Source organism: Cupriavidus sp. UME77, assembly GCF_014170355.1.
In the GTDB taxonomy this organism is placed as follows: Bacteria; Pseudomonadota; Gammaproteobacteria; order Burkholderiales; family Burkholderiaceae; genus Cupriavidus; species Cupriavidus basilensis.
The window spans coordinates 49,830-70,969 of record NZ_LZZU01000004.1; the positions used below are offsets into that span (position 1 = coordinate 49,830).

A 21,140-nucleotide genomic window follows, 5' to 3' on the forward strand; every position below is an offset into this window, starting at 1 on the left:
TGATGCTTAAGTAGCGTTTGGGAGTTCTCGGAATTACATCAGATCGCTAGACGGACGGGCTACTGAGGCTTCGGCCGCCACATACGTACAAAAGTTGGCCGGTCACGTAGCTCGAGCCTGGTTCCGCAAAGAATCGGACGGCCTGGCCAATATCCGCCGGCCTGCCGATGCGCTCCATCGGTACCGACTTTTGCAGGCTTTGCTTAACTTCCTCTGTTAATGATGCGAACAAAGGTGTATCGACGATGCCAGGCGCCACCGCGTTCACGGTAATGCCTTTGCGCGCATACTCCAGCGCAAGAGAACGCGTCAGGCTGACGACGGCTCCCTTGGAAGCCGAATATGCGGCTTGCCCGCGGTTGCCCAGCCATGCACGTGAGCTGATGTTGATGATGCGACCAAATTTGTTCTCAGCCATGTGCGCCAAGACTGCCTTCGCGCAGATGAACTGTGAGTCGAGGTTCACCTGGATAACCCGCTTCCAAAAATCCAAATCCATTTTGGACACGAGCCTATCGCCGCCGATTCCGGCATTGTTCACAAGGATGTCAACGCGTCCGTGGGCTGCAGCAATCTGCGCGACAGCGGCTTCCACCTGCTCGAAGGAGCTCACATCGACCGAGAACGTGTCAACTTCTGCGCCTTCGCCAACAAGTGCCTGCTTGGCCTGCTGCAGTGCCACCTCGTCAAGATCCCATAGCGCGATGCGGCAACCAGCTTGAGCCAACGTGCGCGCAATGCCAAATCCAATGCCCTTTGCACCGCCAGTGACAATAGCAACAAGACCGTCCAGTGTGGCCGGCGCCCCTGTAGCGGAAGTGGTGATCTGATTCATGTGCTTGTGGTCAGAGTGAGAGAATGTGGATGGAGCAAGCTGCGTGATCCACGCCCCAGATTCCGCCCCCGGTGACTTGCGTGAGGCCGAACCGCGCACCTCGCACCTGGCGTGCACCTGCTCGGTTCTGGAGTTGCTCACATACCTCGACGATTTGCGCAACACCGGTTGCGCCGGGCGGATGCCCTTTCGCTAGAAGGCCACCACTCGGATTCACGGGCACCCGTCCGCCCAACGCTGTAGCGCCACTTGCCAACAGGCTGGCCGCCCCGCCGCGGTCGCACAGACCCAACGCCTCGTAGTACAGTAATTCAGAAATGGTGAACGCGTCGTGAACCTCCAGCAGACTTAGGTCACCAGGCCCAATGCCAGCTTGTTCATAGGCGAGCTTCGCGGCGCGAGCAGTAATCTCTGCCTCCGTCATGTCGACCGGCTCCGTTTCGAAAAGGCCGGACTGCACGACCGACGCGAGGACCCGGACAGGTTTCGCCACACCGCAAGAGGGCTTGGTGGTCAATACAACAGCGGCTGCCCCATCAACTACAGCGGGACAGCATTGCAGCAGCGTGAGCGGCTCAGCGACCGCGCGAGATGCGAGGATTTCCTCGCGCGTAGCAAGCTCCGCGAACTTGGCAATCGGATTCAGAACGCCATGCTTACGGTTCTTGACGGAGATATCCGCGAGTGTCTCGGTTTCCAAACCGTGTTCGTACAGGTACCGCTTCGCCCGCATGGCATAAAGAGCGGGCATGATCATGCCGCGCTTGTTATTCCAGTCGTGCTGGCTAAGCTGCAGTGGTCCGCCACCGAGGCTACTCAGTTGATCCATGCCGAACACCACCACAGTGTCGTATTGACCTACCTTAAGCGCCTGCAGCGCAAGGTTCAATGCGGTGGCGCCGCTCGAGCAAGCATTGTCCACGTTGTAGACTGCCCCACCCTCTGTGTGGAGCTCACGCAGGGTACGCTGCCCCGGCAAGGATGCTCCAAGAGCGTTGCCACAGTAGAATGCTTGGACGTCGGAAATGGTTATGCCGGCATCGGTCAGAGCGTCAAGAATTGCGGATTGCGCCAGCGCTTCTTCGGTCAACTCCGGGAATCGACCAAAATTGGTGATGCCGACGCCGGTGATCAGTGGTTGATTCATGGTTTCATTCTTGGAAAGCGTAATCGGGAGTGCCGTCTGTTAGCGCAAAAGGCACGATGCGCAAGGTGCTTCCGATTGCGGGAGGCTGACCGTCAAATAGCAGCCGCCCGAATGCACGCACGTCAGGCTCGAAATCAACCATCGCGAGGCCGTAAGGTGTCTTGTCCTTACCGGGGTGAACGACGGTATAGCTGTACAGACGTCCGATCGGGCCGAGCTCAAACTCTTCTGCTTGCTCCTCACCATGCACGAATACGATTGGCGGGAACTGAGGCGGATTGCCCCCAACGCCGGTGGCAACGAGAACCATGCCGCCAGGGATCTCGCGGAAATGGGGTTCCGTTCGTTTGCTGATCTTCAAAGAAGTCTCCAATTCAGGTGGCGATCGCCACTGCAGGGTCAACTTTGACCATCCGGCGCGGCGGAGTCATTGGAGTTCTATTTTTCATTGTTTAGTGTAGATAAACAATGAAAAATCCTTTAGCGATTCTAAAGGGACAGCAGTCAAAATGAAGTGACGATGCATGCGAAGACGAACATACTCCGTGGAACGAACCAACCACATAGATGCCGAGTATGAAAGAACAAGTTCGCGTGCCCGTCACGCTCATGCGGGGCGGCACGAGCAAAGCCGTCTTCCTTGCACAGCGGCATTTGCCCCAAGATCCAGAGATGCGCCGAAAGTTTCTACTCGCGCTTTTCGGCAGTCCTGACGTACGTCAAATTGATGGGCTTGGCGGAGCCGATATCCTTACAAGTAAATGCGCCATCATTGGTCCCCCAACGCGGCCAGACGCTGACATTGACTACACTTTTGTGCAAATCGGCATCGACGAGCCAACCGTGAACTACGAGATCGTCTGCGGCAACATTTCTTCCGCCACCGGTGTCTATGCATTGCAGGAGTCGCTGATTGCCGTGCAAGAACCGGTCACAACTGTACGCGTGCACAACACCAACACCGGGAAGATCTTGCGCATGAATATCAATTGCGCTGGCGGCGAACCCAAGGTGGAAGGCGACTGCGAGGTGGATGGCGTACCAGGAACCGGAGCAGAAGTCTCGCTAGACTACTCGGACACTAGCGGAGGCGCGACTGGCAAGCTGCTCCCCACCGGGAACTCGATTGACAAAGTGTATGTCTCAAAGCTTGACAGGGAGATTGATGTTTCCATCGTTGACGTCGGTACGGTCTGCGTGTTCATCCGAGCCGCGGACCTAGGGGCCACCGGTACGGAACTGCCCGGTCAGCTAGGCCCCCGAGTCTATGAGGCTGCCGAAGAGGTTCGGGCTTGGGCTGCCGAGCATTGTGGCTTAGAAACCACGATCACGCCATATCAAATCCTCGTCGGCCCTGCGCAGGATTATCGAAACGTCGCGGGTGACCGCATCGTCAACGCATCGGAGGTCGACCTGGTCGCCCGCATGGTGCTCAAAGGCGGGGTCATGCATAAAGCATTTCCGGGTGGAGGTTCCGTCTGCCTGTCCGTGGCGGCGCAGATCGCGGGATCGATCCCCGCCGAAGTGCGTGCCAGCCACGTCGGCCCGGCGCGCATCCGAATCGGTCATCCGAGCGGGGTGCTGGGTATCTACGCGCACGTCGAACGATCTGCAAACGACGAGTGGGCCGTCCGCGAAGTGCATTTCACCCGAACGGCCCGTCGGCTAATGGAGGGAACTGCCTACATCCGACGGCGCCTTCTCGAGGGCGCCTAACTCTGCCGATCTCTTCGTCGTACGGATTTTCCTAGTGCATATCGAACGGTGCGGGCCTCGTCCCGCGTCATCGGAACAAAGCCCCCGAGTGGCCGGCGCTCCTGCCAGCCCTCCCCCCAACCAGATTTTGCACCCCCGACAACCTTTCAGCGCATCGAATCGCGGTAGGAATACAAGTTGCCCAGTATCGCAGCAGCGCCTCCGACGTCCTTTGGGTTCTAGCCGGATGATGCAAGACCGCCGGGACTCCTCCCAGCTACCGCCTATGCGATAGCCTTCCCAGCAGTCGAGCTGGGCCATGCAATTGCGTGGGGCCAACCTCCATCTTCCTGATTCTTGTTGTGTCCTAACTCCAAGATAGCAGTGGTGGGCGTGTTGGCCATTTTTGTTTCTAAGCGATCACGAAGATCGGCGAAGAGCCAAAGAAAAACTACGCCGGCACCTACACCGGCATAGCCAAAAGGAAGCTCGACGCAGCAGTGTCGGCCAAACAGCGGAGTCCAGCCCTGTTGCGTCGGACCCTCCATGCTCAGAACTTGTGGCGAACGCCGATGGCGACGCCCAGCATGTTACTTTGGCCATTGGCCAGAGCGTAGCTGTTGCCAAGGGCTAGCGTGTTCGCATAAAAGGTGCCAAGAGACTCAAGCATCAGCCCTGCATTCTTTGCGTAGGCCGTGGACAAGTACAGGTCCGTGCGTTTGGACAATGCATAGTTTGCTAGAAGCGAAATTTGCCACGGGTTGGGCGCATTGATCCCATACAGATTCTTCATGTCGTCATAGTTGTACTCAAGCGCCAGGCCGATGGCGGGTGTTACCTGATAAGTTGCGCCGATCCAATAGAAATTGTCACGCTGGATAAGCTCACCAGACGCGTTCTTATTCTGTCCCCAGCGATAACCGCCCATGACCCTCGCGGTTTCACTGAACGAGTAGCTGGCCCCAAGCGCCGCCTTCTTCATCGTGCCACTGCTCGCGCCGATGGTCGGGTTCCACTGGTCATAGGCGACAGTTACGCCTACGGGACCGCTCGAATACGCAATGGCAGCGCCATAAGCGGAGTCGCGGCGAAATGCTCCCGAAACTTCTCCATTGCCACCGATTGGAGTCAAGATTCCGACTGAAGCCGGTAGCGCCAAGCCGGTACCGAATGACCAGTGCGCCGTTGCCGTCACCGGGCCGAACTGCCCTTTATATTTGATCGCATTGTCCTCACGGAAGTTGGCGCCCGTCTCCAGCACCACCGGCTCGTACTGCGTAGCGAATGCGGTAGGAGAGAAATTCGCAAGCGCATCGAACAGCGAGGTGTACTGTCGACCAAAGGTGATCTGACCGATACCATCTTTCGACAGCCCGACAAAAGCCTGACGACCAAATAGGCGGCCGCTCTGCTGCAGAGTGCCGGTATCGAGGTTAAAGCCGTTCTCCAGTACAAACAAACTTTTAAGACCCCCACCAAGGTCCTCGGTGCCGCGCAGACCCCAGCGCGAGCCAGCCCAACCGCCCGAATTCATGCGGACGACATTGTTCGACGGACCCGGGTTAAAGCCATTCGTTGCGGTCGGTATGCTGCCGACATGATTGGCGTATTCGATGTTCATATCCACCACGCCGTATAGCGTGACGCTAGACTGCGCGACTGCGCTCCCCATACTGGCCAGCAGTGCGGCTGTGGCCATCGCCTTCGGTCTCATGAAGCTCTCTCCTCGTTCTTTTGTGGGTGGGTACTGCAAATTGCTTTTTCTTCTTGGCGCTCGTCTTCCTAATCATCGAGCGCGAGCGCACTTACCCGAACCATCGCGCCGATGCCGACAACGTTGGCAGTAAGCAACTCAATAACGGATTAGGCCTCGTTGACGCGCTCCCCCTGCTTCAAGGGATCAACTAGTTTGAAAGAAAACGTTCACCGCGAGCATTTCGCAACGCGTGATCAATTCGCGTGACAATACGATCTTGACCTTTTTCGCGCGCCAGCCCGTTCTTCGCGCTTGCTATGTCCATGTCCTGAGCAAGCTTCACTCCGTTCTTGAACGCCAGAATCTCTGCCATCACGCTCACAGCGATCTCGGGAGGTGTCTTGCTGCCGATGTAGATTCCAATCGGCCCACGCAGTCCTGCCAGAGATTCTTCGGTCTCCCCGAAGTGTTCGATGAAGCGGCGCCGCCGAGCTTCGTTGTTGCGACGGCTGCCAATGGCGCCCACGTAGAAGGCCTCAGACTTCACCGCTTCCAGCAACGCAAGATCGTCCAATTTGGGATCGTGGGTAAGCGCCACGACGCAACTGCGGCGGTCGGGACGAAACTCCACAACGACGTCGTCGGGCATATCGGAGACAATCGTCGCACCTGGCACACTCCAAGAACCGCGGTATTCTTCTCGCGGATCACACACGGTTACGGCGAAGCCACTGAACAGGGCCATCGTCGTTAGGTACTCTGTTAATTGCCCGGCGCCGATAAGAAGCATGCGATACTCGGGACCGAATGTGTTGCGAACCCGCAGTTCGTCCACTACGAGCTCGGCAGGCTGATCGGCCTTTGAAAGGCTGATGACACCGTCGGCCAGACGAACCTCCCGCCGCATCAACTGACCCGCCTCGAGCGCCTGAACCAGGGCTACAAGCGCTTGCGCGTCCGGATCGTGCTCCAGCAGTAGTTCCAACGTGCCTCCGCATGGCAGGCCGAAGCGATGCGCCTCGTCTGCCGTGATGCCGTACTTCATGAAGTCTGGCAATCCGAGAGGTAAGGCTTGACTTGGGTCGTCGCCCGTAAGTGTCTGTGCGTAGCGATAAATTAGGTCGTCCTCAATGCAGCCTCCTGAAACGGAGCCCACGACCGCACCGCTTTCGCACAAGGCCATGATTGAGCCAACCGGACGGGGCGACGACCCCCAGGTACGAACTACGGTCGCGAGCAAGGCCCGCTTTCCGGCCGTACGCCAATCACGCAGCTTTCGCAGCACCGTCACATCCAGATTCTCCATGCTCAACCTCTTCAGAGCTACTCGTTGGGCTAACCCAAATGCACGCGGCCCCACATCGCGCCCTCTTGCTCACAGCTTTACCCGTGAAGCATCAGAGACTTCGCTCACACTTCCCGGAAACGCCCTTCCAACTCGCGGGCTATCACTTGTCATCCCTCAAGCTTCCAGCTGGCACTGCAGCTCGCGTAGCCAGGCGTGTGCCGCTTCGTTCCGTAAAGGAAATCAATGCGGCGACTAGAAGCACCCCGGCTGCGAGATAGAGCCAATACACATAACTGCCCGAATGATCAAAGAGTTGTCCCGCCAGGAACGGGCCAACACCGCCACCAATCGCCACGGCCGCGTACACGCCGCCGAAGGTCGTGCTATAGCGTTTCAGTGGGAAACGTCGGCCGACGAGGTAGGCGGCGAGATCGAACTCTGCGCCAACCGAGAACCCCGTGAGGAGCAAGCCGACGAGGACGAGATCCGCCCCCCCTACAGCCAAGACCAGCATGCCGGCAGCGGAGAAAAGAAAAAGCGTGGCGGATAGCAGTGCCGCTTCGAACAGGTCGAGCAACAGACCCGTGACAATACGGCCAACAATCACTGCAGCGCCAAGGATGCTAGCAAGACGAGCTGCGCGGACCGGCGCGATGCCAATGTCAGTCAGCATGGGCACTACGTGCACGATCGTGCCGAAGATGCCCATGGAGCACAACAGGAAGATCGCGGCGATGCGGAGGAAACTTGGGTCGGCCAGAACCCGCAGACTGCCTTTCGCGCCATAGGCCTTCCTTTCCTCACCAACAACGGAGTCTGCACCTCGCAGGAAAAAGGCGATTACGGGCACAAACGCCAAGGCCACCGCAGCGAGAGCGAAGTACGTCGCTCGCCAGCCGAAACTGGCGATGGCCGGCGTCACCATTAGCGGAGTCAGGATCGCCCCTGCACCGGTTCCTGTAATGGCGATGCCGAGAGCCAAGCCGCGCTGTCTAGAGAACTTAGCCACCAAAATACGGGTAAATGACACCGGCGATGTTGCCCCGCCAACAATTGTCAGGACGGTGACTAGCGTCAGAAAGCTGGCTAGCCCTTGCGTCAGATACCCGAGCAGAATGAACGAACACGAAAGTCCAATCAGCGAGCACAGCGCGGCCCGTCGTGCACCGTACCGGTCAATCACTTGCCCAATAAAGGGGGCCGCGCATCCGAGCAAGAGTATGCTGACCAAGGGACCCAGCGACGCGGTGCCTCGGCTCCAGCCGAACTCGGCGGCGACGGGCTTTAGAAACAACCCAGCACTGTAGAAGTAGAGCGATGAAACACCACTAGCGAGACCGAGGAAACAACCGATCACGATGCGCCAATTCTGTCGAAGTTCAGAAAGCTCATGATGGGGTCGTGTCATTTGCGGATCCTTACGTCAAAGAGGAAGAATGGAAAAATTGAGAGCCAACTCCATTTGCAAAGCGGCCTAGTTAGTGGCGTGGCAGTACTAGCGCTCACTCTTCTCCACATGATTAAAGGGAGCTCGTCGTCACGCATCGAAACAGCGCTGAAGTCTTCGTCCCAACTAATACCTTCTCTGGACCAGAGATCCGGACCACGGATGCAGAGATCATCCGTGGTCCGGAATAGACTCGAAAGCTCCACCCTTTTTCCGGGCTAGAGGAACGCCCTCCCTTCTTGGATGAGCGAGCTACCTACGCAGTTCCTAGCTCAATTGAGCTTCGAATGCAGCTGTTGCATCAAGGGCGTCATCGCGGAACATCAAGGTCGCGTACTTCTGATTCATGTCGAATAAATTGGCGTCATGAGCTTGCAGCGACCTGTCGCCTACGCAATCAGTGACAACCAGCGGTCGAAACCCATGGCACATGGCGTCGACCACGCTGGCGCGCACGCACCCGCTGGTCGTGCATCCTGCAATCAGCAAGGTCTGCACACTGCGTTGTGACAACCAGCTGGCGAGTGACGTCCCAAAAAATGCGGAAGGATTTGTCTTTCGCAGCACCAGTTCGCCGCCAACAGGCTGCAGCTGTGGCACGATCTGGCTTCCCTCCGCATCCTCGCGCAAGGACAGGATCGTTGGTACTTTCAGCGCGAAGATGTTGGCATCGGCGCCATCGTCTTGATACACGACTCTCGTATGTACAACCGGCCATTTGCGGGACCGCGCTTCTGCAAGCAATCCGCGCGTGCACTCGATGGCGGCATGGATATTGCCGCCGCCAAATCTGCCTGGATCGGCGAACCCATTGATGAAGTCGACGATCAGCAGACCATACGGCGCCTTTGGAGGCATGGTGGCGCCGAAGCCCTGCTTCTGGTAGATGGTATGGTCAGCGCTCATTGAAGGCTTCCTCGATGACTTTGCCATCACGCACGACGACGGTGTCATCAACCTTCACCGTACAATTTCGCAGCGGGATGTCGAGGTGACAGGCCGTCGTGCGCGGGCCGCCGACCTCGTTGTTCGGCCCTAACGAGAATAGGAAATTTCCTTCGAACGCACGTGCGTCCATGCCAACCGTCTGCTCTCGGTCGAGCAGTGACAGTGTGTGCCAGTAGCACCGCGGCTGCATGCCCCAGCCGATGTGCGCCATGGCGTACGCCTCGGGGTCTTTATAAGACTCCATGAACTCCCGCATCATTGCAGCGTCGACGCCGCCTTCGATTTCGCGCACAAAACCGTCACGCAAGTTCAGCGTGATCATCTCCGAAACGTAGTTCTTCTGCGGCAGCAGGATGTCGCCGCGATCGATAACGATGGTGCCGTCGCTGCCACCCTCATTGGCGAACGTGAAAAGGAAACCGCTCGGCCAGTGATCCCAGCGCCCAGGCTCTTCGCAGAAACCGTACTCGCTGATCGTTGGAAACTCTCCGATCTGGAAAGTCACATCCGTCCCAGCCGGCGAGGTCACGTGCATCTGCTTTGCGCGGCGCAACAGCTTCGATGCCTCCAGCACTCGTTTGCGATCGGCCGCAGTTGGCACGGTGCGCACCAAAATCTCGGGCGGCTCCACGGCCAGGAGGATCTTGGTGCCAGAGTCCAGGATCTCCATCTGTTCGGGCGAGAACAGCAGCAACATCAAGTCCAGCACGAGGTCGCTGCTCTTCAATGCTGCGAGAGCAACAGGATTGTTGGTGAGGGGTGTCTCGCCCAAGTAGTTCATCAGGTCGCGGCTGGTCGCTTTTTCCGCGTTGATGGGTGGCAGCTCGATCTTGGTGACGATCGCGCCAGCGGCTTGGGCCGCGATCGTCGCCGTGCGCAGCGTCTGTGGATGCGTGTGAGGGGCGCACAGGATAGAAATCGTCTGCCCGGCCCGTACGTTGCTCAACCTGAGAACCTCGTCCCAAGCCTTGATCATTTGAAAATCGCTGACTGACATTGTTTGTCCTTTCTACGAGAGGTTTTAGCACTGCATGAGGGCTAAGTCGTCCGAGCTGCCCGAGCCGCCAAGCTTGAAGATCCGGCGAGCATTGCCATGGCAGATCAGCGCACGGGTTGTGTCGTCCAGCGGCGCCTGCTCGATGAACTTGCAGGCCTCCGCGGTGGACTCGTAGGGGTAGTCGACGGAGTAGAGCACAGCCTCTGCCCCGATCTCGCCGATCGCTCCCATTAATGAGGGCACAGAGCACACGCCAGATGTTGTGATCAGGATGTTGCTTCCGATGTATTCACTCGGTTTGCGCTTCAGCTTCACGCCCATTGGATAGGCAGCGTAGCGGCTGTCCATCCGCCAGCGCTGGTACGGCAGGAACTCGCCCATGTGGCCCAACAGCAAGACGAGGCCCGGAAAGCGGTCGAACACGCCTCCGAACAGCAAGCGCAAGGCATGACCGGCCGTCTCCACCCCCCAACCCCAGACGGCTCCCTGCAGCACAGGCATGCCGTCGAGTAGCGCGGGGGCCTGGCTGAAGCGCGTGGGGTGCAGATAGATGGGCACGCCTAGCGCCTCCGCCCTCTCCCAGAACACATCAAAGTCCTGACTCTCGTAGTAGCGCCCCAAGGTGTGGCCATTGATCAGCGCGCCTTTGAAGCCGTATTCACGAACAGTACGCTCCAGCTCGTCGGCGGCGAGTTTGGGGTCCTGCAGCGCCACGTGCGCGAAGGCGCCGAAGCGTTGCGGATGCCGGGCAATCCGGCCAGCGAGGAACTCGTTATTCTCACGCGCGCGACGTATGGCTACAGTCCGGTTCGTCTCCGCCTGCACGCCGGGCATCGTTTGCGACAGCACGACGTACTCGATGTTGCCGGCATCCATTTCCGCCAGACGCCGATCATCGAAGTCGGTCAACCTTGCGCCAAGCTCAGCGAGGATTTCGGGCGGAAACAACCGCGTCATGTCAGCGGAATACTCAGAGAAGCCAGGCGCGGAGAAGTGCTCTTCGAGCGCGATTTTGGGGGTGCGATTGATTTGGAACATATCTGATCTCAGACTGGGTACGCCAAGGACGTCGCCAGGATTTCGGTGTCATGCACCACATCCCGGCTGGCAATCAGAAGCCGTTCCTCCTGGCGCACGAAGCGGTCGTGGAAGATTCCGGACAGATGCACGGTGGTGGGCCCCTCGATCAAGGTCTGCATCAAGAGGAATGGCGTCTGAGCGCTGATTGTGTCTTCAGCTTCCTCCAGCACTCGTGTGATACCGAGGACGTGCAGCATATGCCGCGGTGCGAACATCTGTGAGTTCGCGATGGCCATGGCTCGGTCACGGATCATGTCGCGACCCTCGCAGTAGATGAGGCCCACGGGCATGTCCAGCAGCGCGTTCTCGCGCGAGGTAATCCGATACGTCGCGTCATTGCTGAAAAAGTCCGGCCAGCGCCCGATCTCGTTCGCATCCAGCACGGCGCAGTACTCTGCGTGAAAGGCGTCGACCTCGGCGCGCAAATGAGGCGCCCGCATGGGCGAGATCGTCGGAGACTTGTAGGCGAGTAACTTGCTCATGCTGCGCTCCCTGCGACCGGAATGTCCATGACCCCGCGGTAGTACGCGTAGAGGGAGCGAATGCAGGACTCCGAGATGAGGCCTCGCGTCGTGCCGAGTTGGTCAGCATCCAGTTTGAGCACATTGTTGTCAGTGCTCGAGCGCCGCAAGCCGTCCTGGACGAACTTCAGTGCCTCGTTGTCTTCAAGGCCCAAGAAGCCGGCAGGGCCCATGAGGTTGCCTTGGCGCAAGCGGTGGCTGGTCATCTCCGGCGTGTCGTCTTCATAACCAAATATGGTCCACTGCATGATCATGCTGTGCGGGCCATTGGGGATGATCTGGCGCACACCCAAGGTGTTCATTTCGCGCTGGACGATCAGGTTCGGCCATAGAGTCATCATGCACGCAGACCAGGGCGAGTTGAACTCCCGCACGAAGTCTACGAAGCGTTCATCGTGCAGCTTCAGGTTCTCGTCAAACGACCTCATCTCCGCCTTGTTGTCGTCTGAGACGGTGGCGTATGTCTGCTGCGGCTTGGCGGAAGCCATGTAGCCGTGGCGTCCGTGCTCCTGGTCTGCGAACACGCTTGCCTTGATGCCTGGAACCAGCAGACCAAACACCACGAGAAACGAGTGCAGCAGCGTCGCGTGGTACGGATCCTTGAGGTTCTCGTGGTACATCTTCCAGTTGCACGGGAGCTCGTTGCGGTAGTAGCCGAGGATCTTGAGCTTTTTCCCGGGAAAGGTGACATCGAATTCGTCGACGATTTCCTTGGTCATGTACTCTTCTAGAGAGGGGGTCCTGTCGGAGTACGTGGCGAACACCACTCCATTGCGCGTTGTCACGCGCAGCTGGCGGGTGCCGTGGTCGGCGTTGCGGAAGTTCGCCGGCATGCCGCCAACCTTGTCGACACCTCGCTTGAAAGGTATGCCCTGCAGATTCCCTTTGAGGTCATACGACCACTGGTGATAAGGGCAGACGAATTCTTTCGCATTGCCCTGGTTGCTGCGGCAGAATTCGGCGCCGCGATGGGCGCAGCGGTTCTCAAAGACAGAGATCGTGCTGTCTTCGGCACGAGCGACCACTACCGGCGTGGAGCCGACGTACCCGCGTTTGTAGTCGCCCGGGTTCGGAATTTCCGCCTCCAAAGCGACAAAGTTCCAAGTATCCCCACGAAAGATCCGCTCGATCTCTAGGTCATAGACGGCTTGGCTGGTGTAGACCCAATCTGGGATGTTGTTGAGGGCGTCCTCCGGCCAGACGCACTGTTCTAAAGGGGGATTCTTCTGGGCATTTGTAATGCCGATGACTGCTTGCGACTGAAACATAGAAGCTCCTTTGATTAACGTGGGACCGCCGCGTCGGCCAGCGCCTGCTGCTTGGCCCAAGCGCGAAGATTCAATGTGTCCAGATGGAAGTCCTGCAGCTGTACCGGTTGGTCCCGATCGAAAAGCGGTCGCAATGCGCGTAGCTCGGAGCCCGCGTTGATAGCGACTGCGTGGATGGGCACAAGGCGGCGGTGGCCGATCCACAACGCCTTGGCATTGGTAGGATCTCCGCGACGCACATACTCGAGGTCGTCTGCTGGCAGGCCGAGCATCTGAATGTTGTGCGCGCCTTGATCGGTCCAAAACCACGGTACCGGGGGCTTTGGCGGGGAAGCGCCGAGCATGGCAGCGGCGGCCGTGCGTGCTTGCTCGTTCGCGTTCTGCCACGACTCCAGACGTGTCGGCTGAGATTGGCCTGGACGCTGCTGGCTGGCGCAGTCACCGCAGGCGAACACGTGCTCATTGCTGGTGCGGCAATTGGCGTCCACCAGTACGCCACCACCAGGCCCGATCTCAAGGCCCGCGTTACGGGCCAGAGCATCGTTCGGCGATAGACCAATCGCGACAACGACCTCGTCGACTTCAAGCCGCGCGCCCGCGTCCGTCGCCAGCAGCATGCGTCCAGTCTCGACTGGAAAGGCGTCGCTGACGGAGGTGCCGAGAAGCACTCGCGCCCCTGCTCGGCACAAGTTGGACTGCAGCCACGCGGACACCTCCGGTGGCAGGAAACGATCGAGCAGAGACGTCGCGCGCTCTAGCACGGTGACCGACGCCCCCACGGCAAGTGCTGCATGTGCTATTTCTAAGCCGAGGAAGCCGCCCCCCAGAATCGCAACTTGCGGCCTGCGTTGGAGCGCTGCGCGCAGCCGTCGTGCGTCATCCAACGTACGTATGTAGTGCACGCGACGTCTGTAGGGCGGACAACACAGCAGCGTCCTGGCTTCGCCGCCCGTGGCGACCAAACACTTTTCGTACTCAATCGTCTGACCGTTAGCGAGGCGGACTTCCTGCTGCGCCAAATCTAAAGCAGCCACATCGCTACCGTTCAGCAGCTCGATGTTGCTGCGCGCCCAGGCTTCTTCCGCCAGTACGTCGAGTAGGGGCTCTTGCGCGGCAACCAAGACTGCTTTAGACAGAGGAGGACGCTCATAGGGCTTGTGCCACTCTCGGCCCAGCATGGCAATGTGCCCGCGGTAGCCATGTTCGCGCAACGCGTGTGCCGCGACGGCAGCCGACTGCCCTGCCCCAACGATAACAATTCCGGGCGACTTCACTTGCTTCTAGGCGACAAAACGTAGATGTCGTCGCCCTCCCGCTTGACTGTGTGTGTGCGCAAGTCCACGGTTACCGGCGCGCACATCGCCTTTCCGCTGCGGATGTCGAAGCGCCCCTGGTGCAATGGGCACTCGATACAGCCGTCTTCCACGAAGCCTTCGGCTAGCACCGCTTTTCCGTGCGTGCACATGGCATCCGTCGCGAAAAACTCGTCTTCGACACGGTAAAGCGCGACGCCGCAGCCAGCGACATTGACCATCTTTACCTCGTCGTTGCCCAGCTCCGGCGCGAGGGCAACCTTGATCCAATCCATTGACAACTCCTGACGCTACACCTGTTGTGTAATTTACTCAGTACACGACCTATTATGGTGTTTACATCAGCCATCCACAACTGCGGGTTTGTACTGATAACATGAGAAGGTAGCGGCGAGAGAAGCAAGCATATCTCTCCTATGTCCTTGTATTAATTACGAAAAAATCGCACGTGGTGACTGCCATGACATTAGGGTTTTTACTGATAATAGAGATAGCCCAACGACGCGCATAATTACTCAGTGTTATGCCTAGTATGCAGTTTTACGGACGGCGGTGGCGCTGAAGCACGGCAAGGCTGCTGAGCGGCACGCCCCTGGGGACCTCACGTCTCCTAAACTTCGATCACTTGAACAAGGGCTTCAATCGTGCCTCGACTGCAACTCACCGATGCGTTGAGCAACGGGACCGTGGAAGGCGAGCGACGGCTACACGCTCAACGCGCTCCAGCGCAACGCAAAGTGATCAAGACCAAGGAAAATCATGGACCAGACTGAAATCCCGGCGCGGCTACGCAAGCGCGAAGGCATCGGGGCGCGAGTGCTACGCAAGGAGGATGCCCGTCATTTGGCGGGCAAAGGGAACTTCGTAGGCGACTTCGTGATACCGGGCATGCACGAAGTCGCCTTTCTGCGCAGCCCTTTGGCGCACGCGATCATCACTGGTGTCGAGTTTCCGGAGGAACTGACAGGGCAAGTGTTTTTGCGCGAGATGATGGCGGACGCAGCAGATATCGGCTCACCTTCGTCGCTGCCAACATATCAGCCGTCATTGCTGCCGCCACTGGCCAGCGGCAAGGTACGCTTCGTGGGAGAGGCAGTGGCTATGGCCATCGCCCCGACGCGTGCGGTGGCAGAGGACCTGCTTGAGCAGGTGCATGTCTCGTATGAGGAGTTGCCCGTCTATCACGACTCTTGGTCTGCGCTTGCAGCTGAGGGTGAACTCATGCATGCCGGATGGAAAGACAACGTCTTTTTGACGCTGCGGGCCGACCGTGACTTCGACGAACTCGCCGCCAAGGCAGAGGTCAAAGTCAGCCGCACCATCGAGCTCTCACGCCAGTGCATTGCACCCATGGAGGGCAAGTTGGTGTTGGCCTATTGGGACTTCCAGGCCGATCAACTCGTCGTGGTCAGTGCAACGCAAGTGCCGCACCTGGTGCGCACCGGAGTAGCACAGCATCTTGATATGCCTGAAGAGGCCGTTCGCGTGGTGTCGCCCGACGTCGGCGGTGGCTTCGGCTACAAAGGGATGCTGTACCCGGAAGATCTGTGCATCGCGTGGCTGGCCAAGACTTACCGACGGCCATTTCGCTACCTCGAAGACCGGCGTGAACACCTGATCGTTGGCGCCAACACGCGTCAGCACCACTATCAGGTAACGGCCTATGCGGATCGAACTGGAAAGGTGCTGGCATTGGACGCGGTGATCACGATCGACGGAGGCGCATATTCGTACTGGCCGTTCTTCATCGGTCTGGAACCAGGTCAGGCTCTTGGGAATCTGCCGGGCCCATACACCTTTCGCGGCTATCGCTGCGAGACAGTCTGCGTCGCAACGAACAAGCCAGGCTTCATGCCCTACCGGGGCGTGGCGCGAACGGGAGTGTGCTTCGCAATTGAACTCTTGATGGACGCACTGGCGCGTGAGGTCGGGCGCGAGCCCTGGCAAGTCCGCATGGAGAACCTGGTTCCGGCCGATCAGATGCCATATGTCAACGTTGCCAACAAGCACTTTGACAGCGGCGACTTCCCAAAGAGTCTCAAGCGTGTGCTGGAGATGATTGGAGTCGAGGCGGTGCGGGAGCGTCAGGCTCGTGGGGAACCGGATGGGCGCCGCATTGGCATCGGCACTGCAACCTATACGGAGCAGTCCGCCCATGGCACGTCGGTGTTCGCCACCTGGGGGTTGCCGGTCGTTCCTGGACACGACCAGGCCTCGGTCAAATTGACTGCGGACGGAGGACTCGAAGTTCGAGTCGGCGTGCATTCACATGGCCAGGGCATGGAGACTACTTTCGCCCAAATTGCGCACGATGTGCTGGGGATCCCCATCGTGCGCATCCGAGTCGTTCACGGCGATACCGCCCTGACCCCCTTCTCTTCGGGCACGTACGCTTCCCGCGCAACAGTCATGTCAGGCGGCGCCATCTCAACCGCATGCAAGGAGCTGTTGCCACGCTTGCAGGCGATCGCCGGCCACCTGATGGGAGTGGAGCCGCAAACTGTCGTTTTGCTGGAAGGGCGCGCCTTCGCGGGCGACAAGTCAATTTCCCTGGCCGACGTGGGACGTGCCTGGTATCTCACGCCACAAGACTTGCCTTCCAACGTCCATCTTGGTGGGTTGGAAGTATCGCGTGCGTATAAGCCCAAAGTCGACACCGGCACTTTCACGTATGCGAGCCACGCGGCAGTTGTCGCGGTCGACACCGAAACGGGGAATGTCGAAATCCTCGACTACGTGGTGGTCGAAGACTGCGGCACGATCGTCAACCCCATGATTGTCGAGGGGCAGACCATCGGAGGGATTGCCCAAGGCATCGGCACCGCGATGTACGAGGAGAGTCCTTACGACGATCAGGGTCAGCCACTGGCTTCCACGCTGGCTGACTACATCCTGCCTGGCGCAACCGAAGTGCCGCGCATTCGCATCGATCACTTCGAGACACCGTCTCCCCACACCGAGTTCGGCGCCAAAGGCGTGGGCGAAGGCGGTGCAATTGCGCCCCCCGCAGTAATCTTCAACGCGGTAAATGACGCGTTGCAGGGCACTGGCGCTGCGGAGCTACTTATGACCCCTTTAACACCACGTCGTCTGCTCAAGGCTCTCGAGGCCTCGCAACGGGAACAGGAAGGCACGAAGTGAAGGCCGCCAAATTCGCATACACACGAGCCCTCGAGGTGGATGAGGCGCTGAAGCTATTGGCCAAGGGTCGCGGAGCGTCGAAAGCGATCAGCGGCAGCCAGTCTTTCGGCCCGATGCTCAACTTGCGACTGGCGCGGCCATCAGAGGTGGTTGAGATTGCCAACATCGCAGGCCTACGCAGCGTTAGTCAAATGGCCGACTCTATCGAAATTGGCGCCGCCGTCACGCACGCCGAAATCGAGGACGGCCTGCACAAGCCCCTGGTGCAGCATCCGATGCAGCGGGTCGCGGCGGGCATCGCCTATCGCGCTATCCGGACGCGCGGCACGGTCGGGGGCAGCCTCGCACACGCCGACCCCGCGGCTGACTGGGTCGTCACGCTCGCGGCACTGGGTGCGCGCATCCGTTTGAGGTCGCCGCGCGGGGAACGCACGGTTGAGGCTGATGCGTTCATGCTCGGCGCCTATACAACCGTGCTCGAGTTTGATGAGTTGATTGTCTCAATCGCTGTGCCGTCCCAAACGAGTACCACGCGGTGGGGGTATTACAAGTTTTGCCGCAAGCCCGGCGAATTCGCTGAAGCTAGCGCGGCGGTCTATCTCGACGCCGCGCGCAACTGTGCGCGCATCGCTCTAGGAGCTGTCGATGGGCCACCTATCCTCCTGAAAGACCTCGCGGCCACGATCGCCAGCGAGGGCGCCAACGCCGCGAGTCGTGAGCAACTGCGTGCGGCCGTCAGCACGGCGCTTCCCGAGCGCGACCTCTGCGATCAGAAGCTCTTTACAGCATGCGTTGAGCGTGCACTAGAGCAAGCCGGCGCTCTTGCCCGGCAACAAGCCCCATCGGAGTGAAGACTTGGACCCCATTTCCATTCAAGTGAACGGCCGCAGCATCTGCCGGCAAGCCGAGCCGAGAATGCACCTCGGAGATTTTTTGCGTGACGAGTTGCATCTCACGGGCACACATCTGGGCTGCGAGCACGGTGTCTGTGGCGCTTGCACGGTTCTGATCGATGGTCAACCGGCACGCTCGTGCATCACCTTCGCCGTGGCATGTGAGGGCCGCGAGGTCACAACGATCGAAGGCTACGACGACGATGCAGTGATGCAACTGCTGCGCCCAGCATTCACACGCCACCACGCACTGCAGTGCGGCTTCTGCACGCCCGGCATGCTCGCCACGGCGCGCGACATCGTAATTCGTTTGCCCGACGCGAGCGAGGCACAGGTGCGTCTTGAGTTGTCCGGAAACTTGTGCCGTTGTACTGGATACCAAGGCATCGTGAACGCGATCTTGGACGTACTGCAAAATCAGCGTAACTCGCCCGACCCGCGAGTCCAAGATTTGCGTGAGACGTGGCACACATCACGCGCGATTGCAATCAACCGCGCCTCCGCTCCGACGCAGGCAAATCAGCCAAGGGCGACGGCGCCAAAGTCATATTCGCCTACGCCCCCATTCACAACGGATTCGCTGCAAAAAGCGTCTCAACTGTCGAGGAGACCGTCGACTACTGCGTCGGCCGCACATGCGGAACTCGCGGATGTCGACCCCGCCGCAATGGCGAAAGCGAAAGCTAAGGGCAACTGTATCGACGTCAATTTCGATGTGCCGTACCCGCTGGAGCAGGTATGGGAGTTCATGGGTAACCTGCCTGCCGTCGCATCGTGCCTACCTGGTGCGACTATCGACTCGCACGAGGGTGAGAAGGTCAAGGGCACAATTGCCATCAAGTTTGGCCCTATGTCGGCGGCCTTCGCAGGTGCGGCGCGGCTGGAGCGTGACGACGTTGCGAAGCGCGCTGTGCTTCGCGGTGCCGGTCAAGACAGCCTAAGCAATTCGCGCACCCAAGGAGATATTACCTATCGACTGGAGACCTTGGCGGCGGACAACACCCGTGTTCATGTGGACATGGTGTACGCTTTGCAGGGACCATTAGCGCAATTCTCGCGATCCGGTCTCGTCAAAGACTTCGTGCGCCGCATGGTGGCCGACTTCGGCAAGCAAATCACGTACCGCCTCAGCGGACAAACGGCGCCGTCCGACAAGCCACAGCCCTCGGTCTCGATCGCCGGGATGATGTGGAGCGTGCTTTGGAATCGCGTGCGTGGGTGGTTTGGAAAGCCCCCACAGGCGTAAAGCGGCTTGCTCGACCCGCCCCTCAGATTTTCAAATCTCGAGATCAACGTGCAGGAGCGCTGAAGGCCCGGATAACTCGCATCGGAGCCGACAGCACCTACGCAGCGGGCTAGTTAACGTCGAGCAGGTCTCCGTAGCGCACACGTCTGCCTTTTTGTCCACGTACAAGCCGCTCAGGAGTTTCAATGAGTTCATTGCCTTACGGTCATCACGTGCGCGCCAACGGGGTGCGCCTTCACCTGCTGCGCTATGGAGGGCAAGGGCCTCGCTTACTCCTGCTGCCGGGCATCACAAGTCCAGCCATTACTTGGGGCTTCGTCGCCGAGCGATTGGCACGTCACTACGATGTCCATGTCCTCGACTTCCGCGGCCGAGGCTTGTCGTCCAGCACGCCTGGCATCAACGCGAGCCTGGATGCGATGGCGTCGGACGTGCTCGACTTACTGGACGTCCTGGCATGGCCATCCGGGACGCTGCTGGGCCACTCGATGGGCGCTCGAGTAGCGATTCGCGCCGCGGCTCGCAATCCGCAGCGCATAGCCGAGCTGCTGCTAATCGATCCGCCAATGACCGGTCCCGGCCGCCGTACCTACCCGACTCCGCTGTCCTGGTATGTAGACTCAATTCGGCTAGCCGCGCAGGGCACGACAGCCGAAGAACTTCGCCCCTTCGCGCCGACTTGGTCTGAGGAGCAACTGCGGCTGCGGGCCGAATGGTTGCACACCTGCAATGAGGACGCTGTCGTACAAGCGTACTACGGGTTCCATCTGGACGACATCCACGCTGACTTACCGAAGCTGCATATCCCCGGACTTCTGATGGCGGCAGGACGCGGGGGCGTATTGCTGCCGGACGATCTGGCGGAGATCAAAACGCTTGCACCGGGTCTGGTGCAATGCACTGCAGCCAACGCGGGACATATGATTCCGTGGGATGATGAGGGAGATTTTTACCGTCTTCTTGGTGAGTACCTCAAGGTCGATCTGTTATCGCAGAAATGAGCCGAAGTTGGTTTCCTTATCACAACCATCGGAGTGATACACTCATCGCATGACAACACCAGCAATTCCGAGATGACCACAAGGCGCGCTCCCGCTCAGAAGAAGAAAAAGAACAGTCCAATCGAGCCGGCTAAGTCCTCAGTTCCGCTGCCCTTCAGCCCTGTGCGTCAAGTTATGTGGGACCGGCCTGGCTTCCTGATTCGTCGCCTGAACCAGATTGGCCAGGCGATCTTCTTCGATTTGTGCCACTCAGAGAGCATTACACCGCTTCAGGTCGGCATGCTTACAGCACTATCGATGAATCCCTGGCTTGATCAGAAAGCAATCGGCCGAGAACTTTCCCTAGACCGCACGACAACTGCCGAAGTCCTGAAACGGTTGGGTGAAAAAGGATTGGTCGATACCCGAGTAAACCCAGACGACCGCCGATCAAGACTTTCGGTGATCACCAAAGAAGGGCTAAAACTGATCAATGATCTGCAAGAAAACATACACCGCTCGCAGGAGCTCTTGATTGAGCCACTGCCTGCGGAGGAACGCGTCGTTTTCATGAAACTGCTTGCTCAGCTCGTGGATGCCCACGAGAAAATGAACAACCGAATCTGAGGTGTGCGGGCACAAGCC

General features: G+C 59.1%; 19 protein-coding genes. 6 read left to right on the forward strand and 13 right to left on the reverse strand.

Annotated elements, in window-relative coordinates; all coding sequences use genetic code 11:
* Positions 1 to 46: 46 nt before the first annotated feature.
* From A9975_RS01080 to A9975_RS01090, 3 genes are read right to left on the reverse strand one after another with little or no spacing between them, the layout of a single operon-like run.
* Positions 47 to 835, reverse strand: coding sequence for an SDR family NAD(P)-dependent oxidoreductase (locus A9975_RS01080; RefSeq protein ID WP_183031005.1), 789 nt, complete (start codon positions 833 to 835; stop codon positions 47 to 49).
* 10 nt (positions 836 to 845) lie between these two features.
* Positions 846 to 1,982, reverse strand: coding sequence for a thiolase family protein (locus tag A9975_RS01085; RefSeq protein ID WP_183031006.1), 1,137 nt, complete (start codon positions 1,980 to 1,982; stop codon positions 846 to 848).
* A 4-nt stretch (positions 1,983 to 1,986) separates the two neighbouring features.
* Positions 1,987 to 2,343 (reverse strand): Zn-ribbon domain-containing OB-fold protein, encoded by a 357-nt coding sequence (locus A9975_RS01090; RefSeq protein ID WP_255502993.1) that lies wholly within the window; start codon positions 2,341 to 2,343, stop codon positions 1,987 to 1,989.
* 215 nt (positions 2,344 to 2,558) lie between these two features.
* Here A9975_RS01090 and A9975_RS01095 point away from each other — a divergent pair, with 215 nt between their 5' ends.
* Positions 2,559 to 3,698 (forward strand): PrpF domain-containing protein, encoded by a 1,140-nt coding sequence (locus A9975_RS01095; RefSeq protein WP_183031007.1) that lies wholly within the window; start codon positions 2,559 to 2,561, stop codon positions 3,696 to 3,698.
* A 529-nt stretch (positions 3,699 to 4,227) separates the two neighbouring features.
* On the opposite strand, the gene A9975_RS01100 is transcribed toward A9975_RS01095, so the two are convergent.
* The 10 genes from A9975_RS01100 to A9975_RS01145 all read right to left on the reverse strand — a co-directional run bounded on the left by A9975_RS01100 (position 4,228) and on the right by A9975_RS01145 (position 14,510).
* A complete protein-coding gene (locus tag A9975_RS01100; protein ID WP_183031008.1) occupies positions 4,228 to 5,391 on the reverse strand; it encodes a porin in 1,164 nt (387 codons plus the stop codon).
* Positions 5,392 to 5,581: 190 nt separating this feature from the next.
* Entirely contained in the window at positions 5,582 to 6,679 is a 1,098-nt protein-coding gene (locus A9975_RS01105; RefSeq protein WP_183031009.1) for an XdhC family protein, read from the reverse strand.
* A gap of 142 nt (positions 6,680 to 6,821) precedes the next feature.
* Positions 6,822 to 8,069, reverse strand: a complete 1,248-nt coding sequence (locus A9975_RS01110) for an MFS transporter (RefSeq protein ID WP_183031010.1) — start codon at positions 8,067 to 8,069, stop codon at positions 6,822 to 6,824.
* 306 nt (positions 8,070 to 8,375) lie between these two features.
* Complete coding sequence (locus A9975_RS01115; protein ID WP_183031011.1) at positions 8,376 to 9,014, reverse strand: isochorismatase family protein; 639 nt, start codon at positions 9,012 to 9,014, stop codon at positions 8,376 to 8,378.
* Positions 9,004 to 10,053, reverse strand: a complete 1,050-nt coding sequence (locus A9975_RS01120) for a 2,5-dihydroxypyridine 5,6-dioxygenase (RefSeq protein WP_183031012.1) — start codon at positions 10,051 to 10,053, stop codon at positions 9,004 to 9,006. The genes A9975_RS01115 and A9975_RS01120 overlap by 11 nt, the downstream gene beginning before the upstream one ends.
* Positions 10,054 to 10,077: 24 nt before the next feature.
* The gene (locus A9975_RS01125; protein ID WP_183031037.1) at positions 10,078 to 11,082 is read right to left on the reverse strand and encodes an amidohydrolase family protein; all 1,005 of its coding nucleotides are present in this window, start codon (positions 11,080 to 11,082) and stop codon (positions 10,078 to 10,080) included.
* 17 nt (positions 11,083 to 11,099) lie between these two features.
* Positions 11,100 to 11,615: a nuclear transport factor 2 family protein gene (locus A9975_RS01130; protein ID WP_183031013.1), complete on the reverse strand. Its 516-nt coding sequence runs from the start codon at positions 11,613 to 11,615 to the stop codon at positions 11,100 to 11,102.
* Positions 11,612 to 12,922, reverse strand: a complete 1,311-nt coding sequence (locus A9975_RS01135) for a Rieske 2Fe-2S domain-containing protein (RefSeq protein ID WP_183031014.1) — start codon at positions 12,920 to 12,922, stop codon at positions 11,612 to 11,614. The genes A9975_RS01130 and A9975_RS01135 overlap by 4 nt, the downstream gene beginning before the upstream one ends.
* A 14-nt stretch (positions 12,923 to 12,936) precedes the next feature.
* Positions 12,937 to 14,196, reverse strand: coding sequence for an FAD-dependent oxidoreductase (locus A9975_RS01140; protein ID WP_183031015.1), 1,260 nt, complete (start codon positions 14,194 to 14,196; stop codon positions 12,937 to 12,939).
* Entirely contained in the window at positions 14,193 to 14,510 is a 318-nt protein-coding gene (locus A9975_RS01145; RefSeq protein ID WP_183031016.1) for a non-heme iron oxygenase ferredoxin subunit, read from the reverse strand. Before A9975_RS01145 ends, A9975_RS01140 begins: the two co-directional genes overlap by 4 nt.
* 484 nt (positions 14,511 to 14,994) lie before the next feature.
* Between A9975_RS01145 and A9975_RS01150 the strand changes: the two genes are divergently transcribed.
* The 5 genes from A9975_RS01150 (at position 14,995) to A9975_RS01170 (ending at position 21,122) form a co-directional block, all read left to right on the forward strand.
* Positions 14,995 to 17,376: a xanthine dehydrogenase family protein molybdopterin-binding subunit gene (locus tag A9975_RS01150; protein ID WP_183031017.1), complete on the forward strand. Its 2,382-nt coding sequence runs from the start codon at positions 14,995 to 14,997 to the stop codon at positions 17,374 to 17,376.
* A complete protein-coding gene (locus A9975_RS01155; RefSeq protein ID WP_183031018.1) occupies positions 17,373 to 18,227 on the forward strand; it encodes an FAD binding domain-containing protein in 855 nt (284 codons plus the stop codon). The genes A9975_RS01150 and A9975_RS01155 overlap by 4 nt, the downstream gene beginning before the upstream one ends.
* Positions 18,228 to 18,291: 64 nt before the next feature.
* Positions 18,292 to 19,515: a 2Fe-2S iron-sulfur cluster-binding protein gene (locus A9975_RS01160; protein ID WP_370563633.1), complete on the forward strand. Its 1,224-nt coding sequence runs from the start codon at positions 18,292 to 18,294 to the stop codon at positions 19,513 to 19,515.
* Between the two features lie 185 nt (positions 19,516 to 19,700).
* Positions 19,701 to 20,516 carry an alpha/beta fold hydrolase gene (locus A9975_RS01165; RefSeq protein WP_183031020.1) on the forward strand — a complete coding sequence of 272 codons (816 nt, stop codon included), beginning with the start codon at positions 19,701 to 19,703 and terminating at the stop codon, positions 20,514 to 20,516.
* A gap of 72 nt (positions 20,517 to 20,588) precedes the next feature.
* Positions 20,589 to 21,122 carry a MarR family winged helix-turn-helix transcriptional regulator gene (locus A9975_RS01170; protein WP_183031021.1) on the forward strand — a complete coding sequence of 178 codons (534 nt, stop codon included), beginning with the start codon at positions 20,589 to 20,591 and terminating at the stop codon, positions 21,120 to 21,122.
* Positions 21,123 to 21,140: the final 18 nt, after the last annotated feature.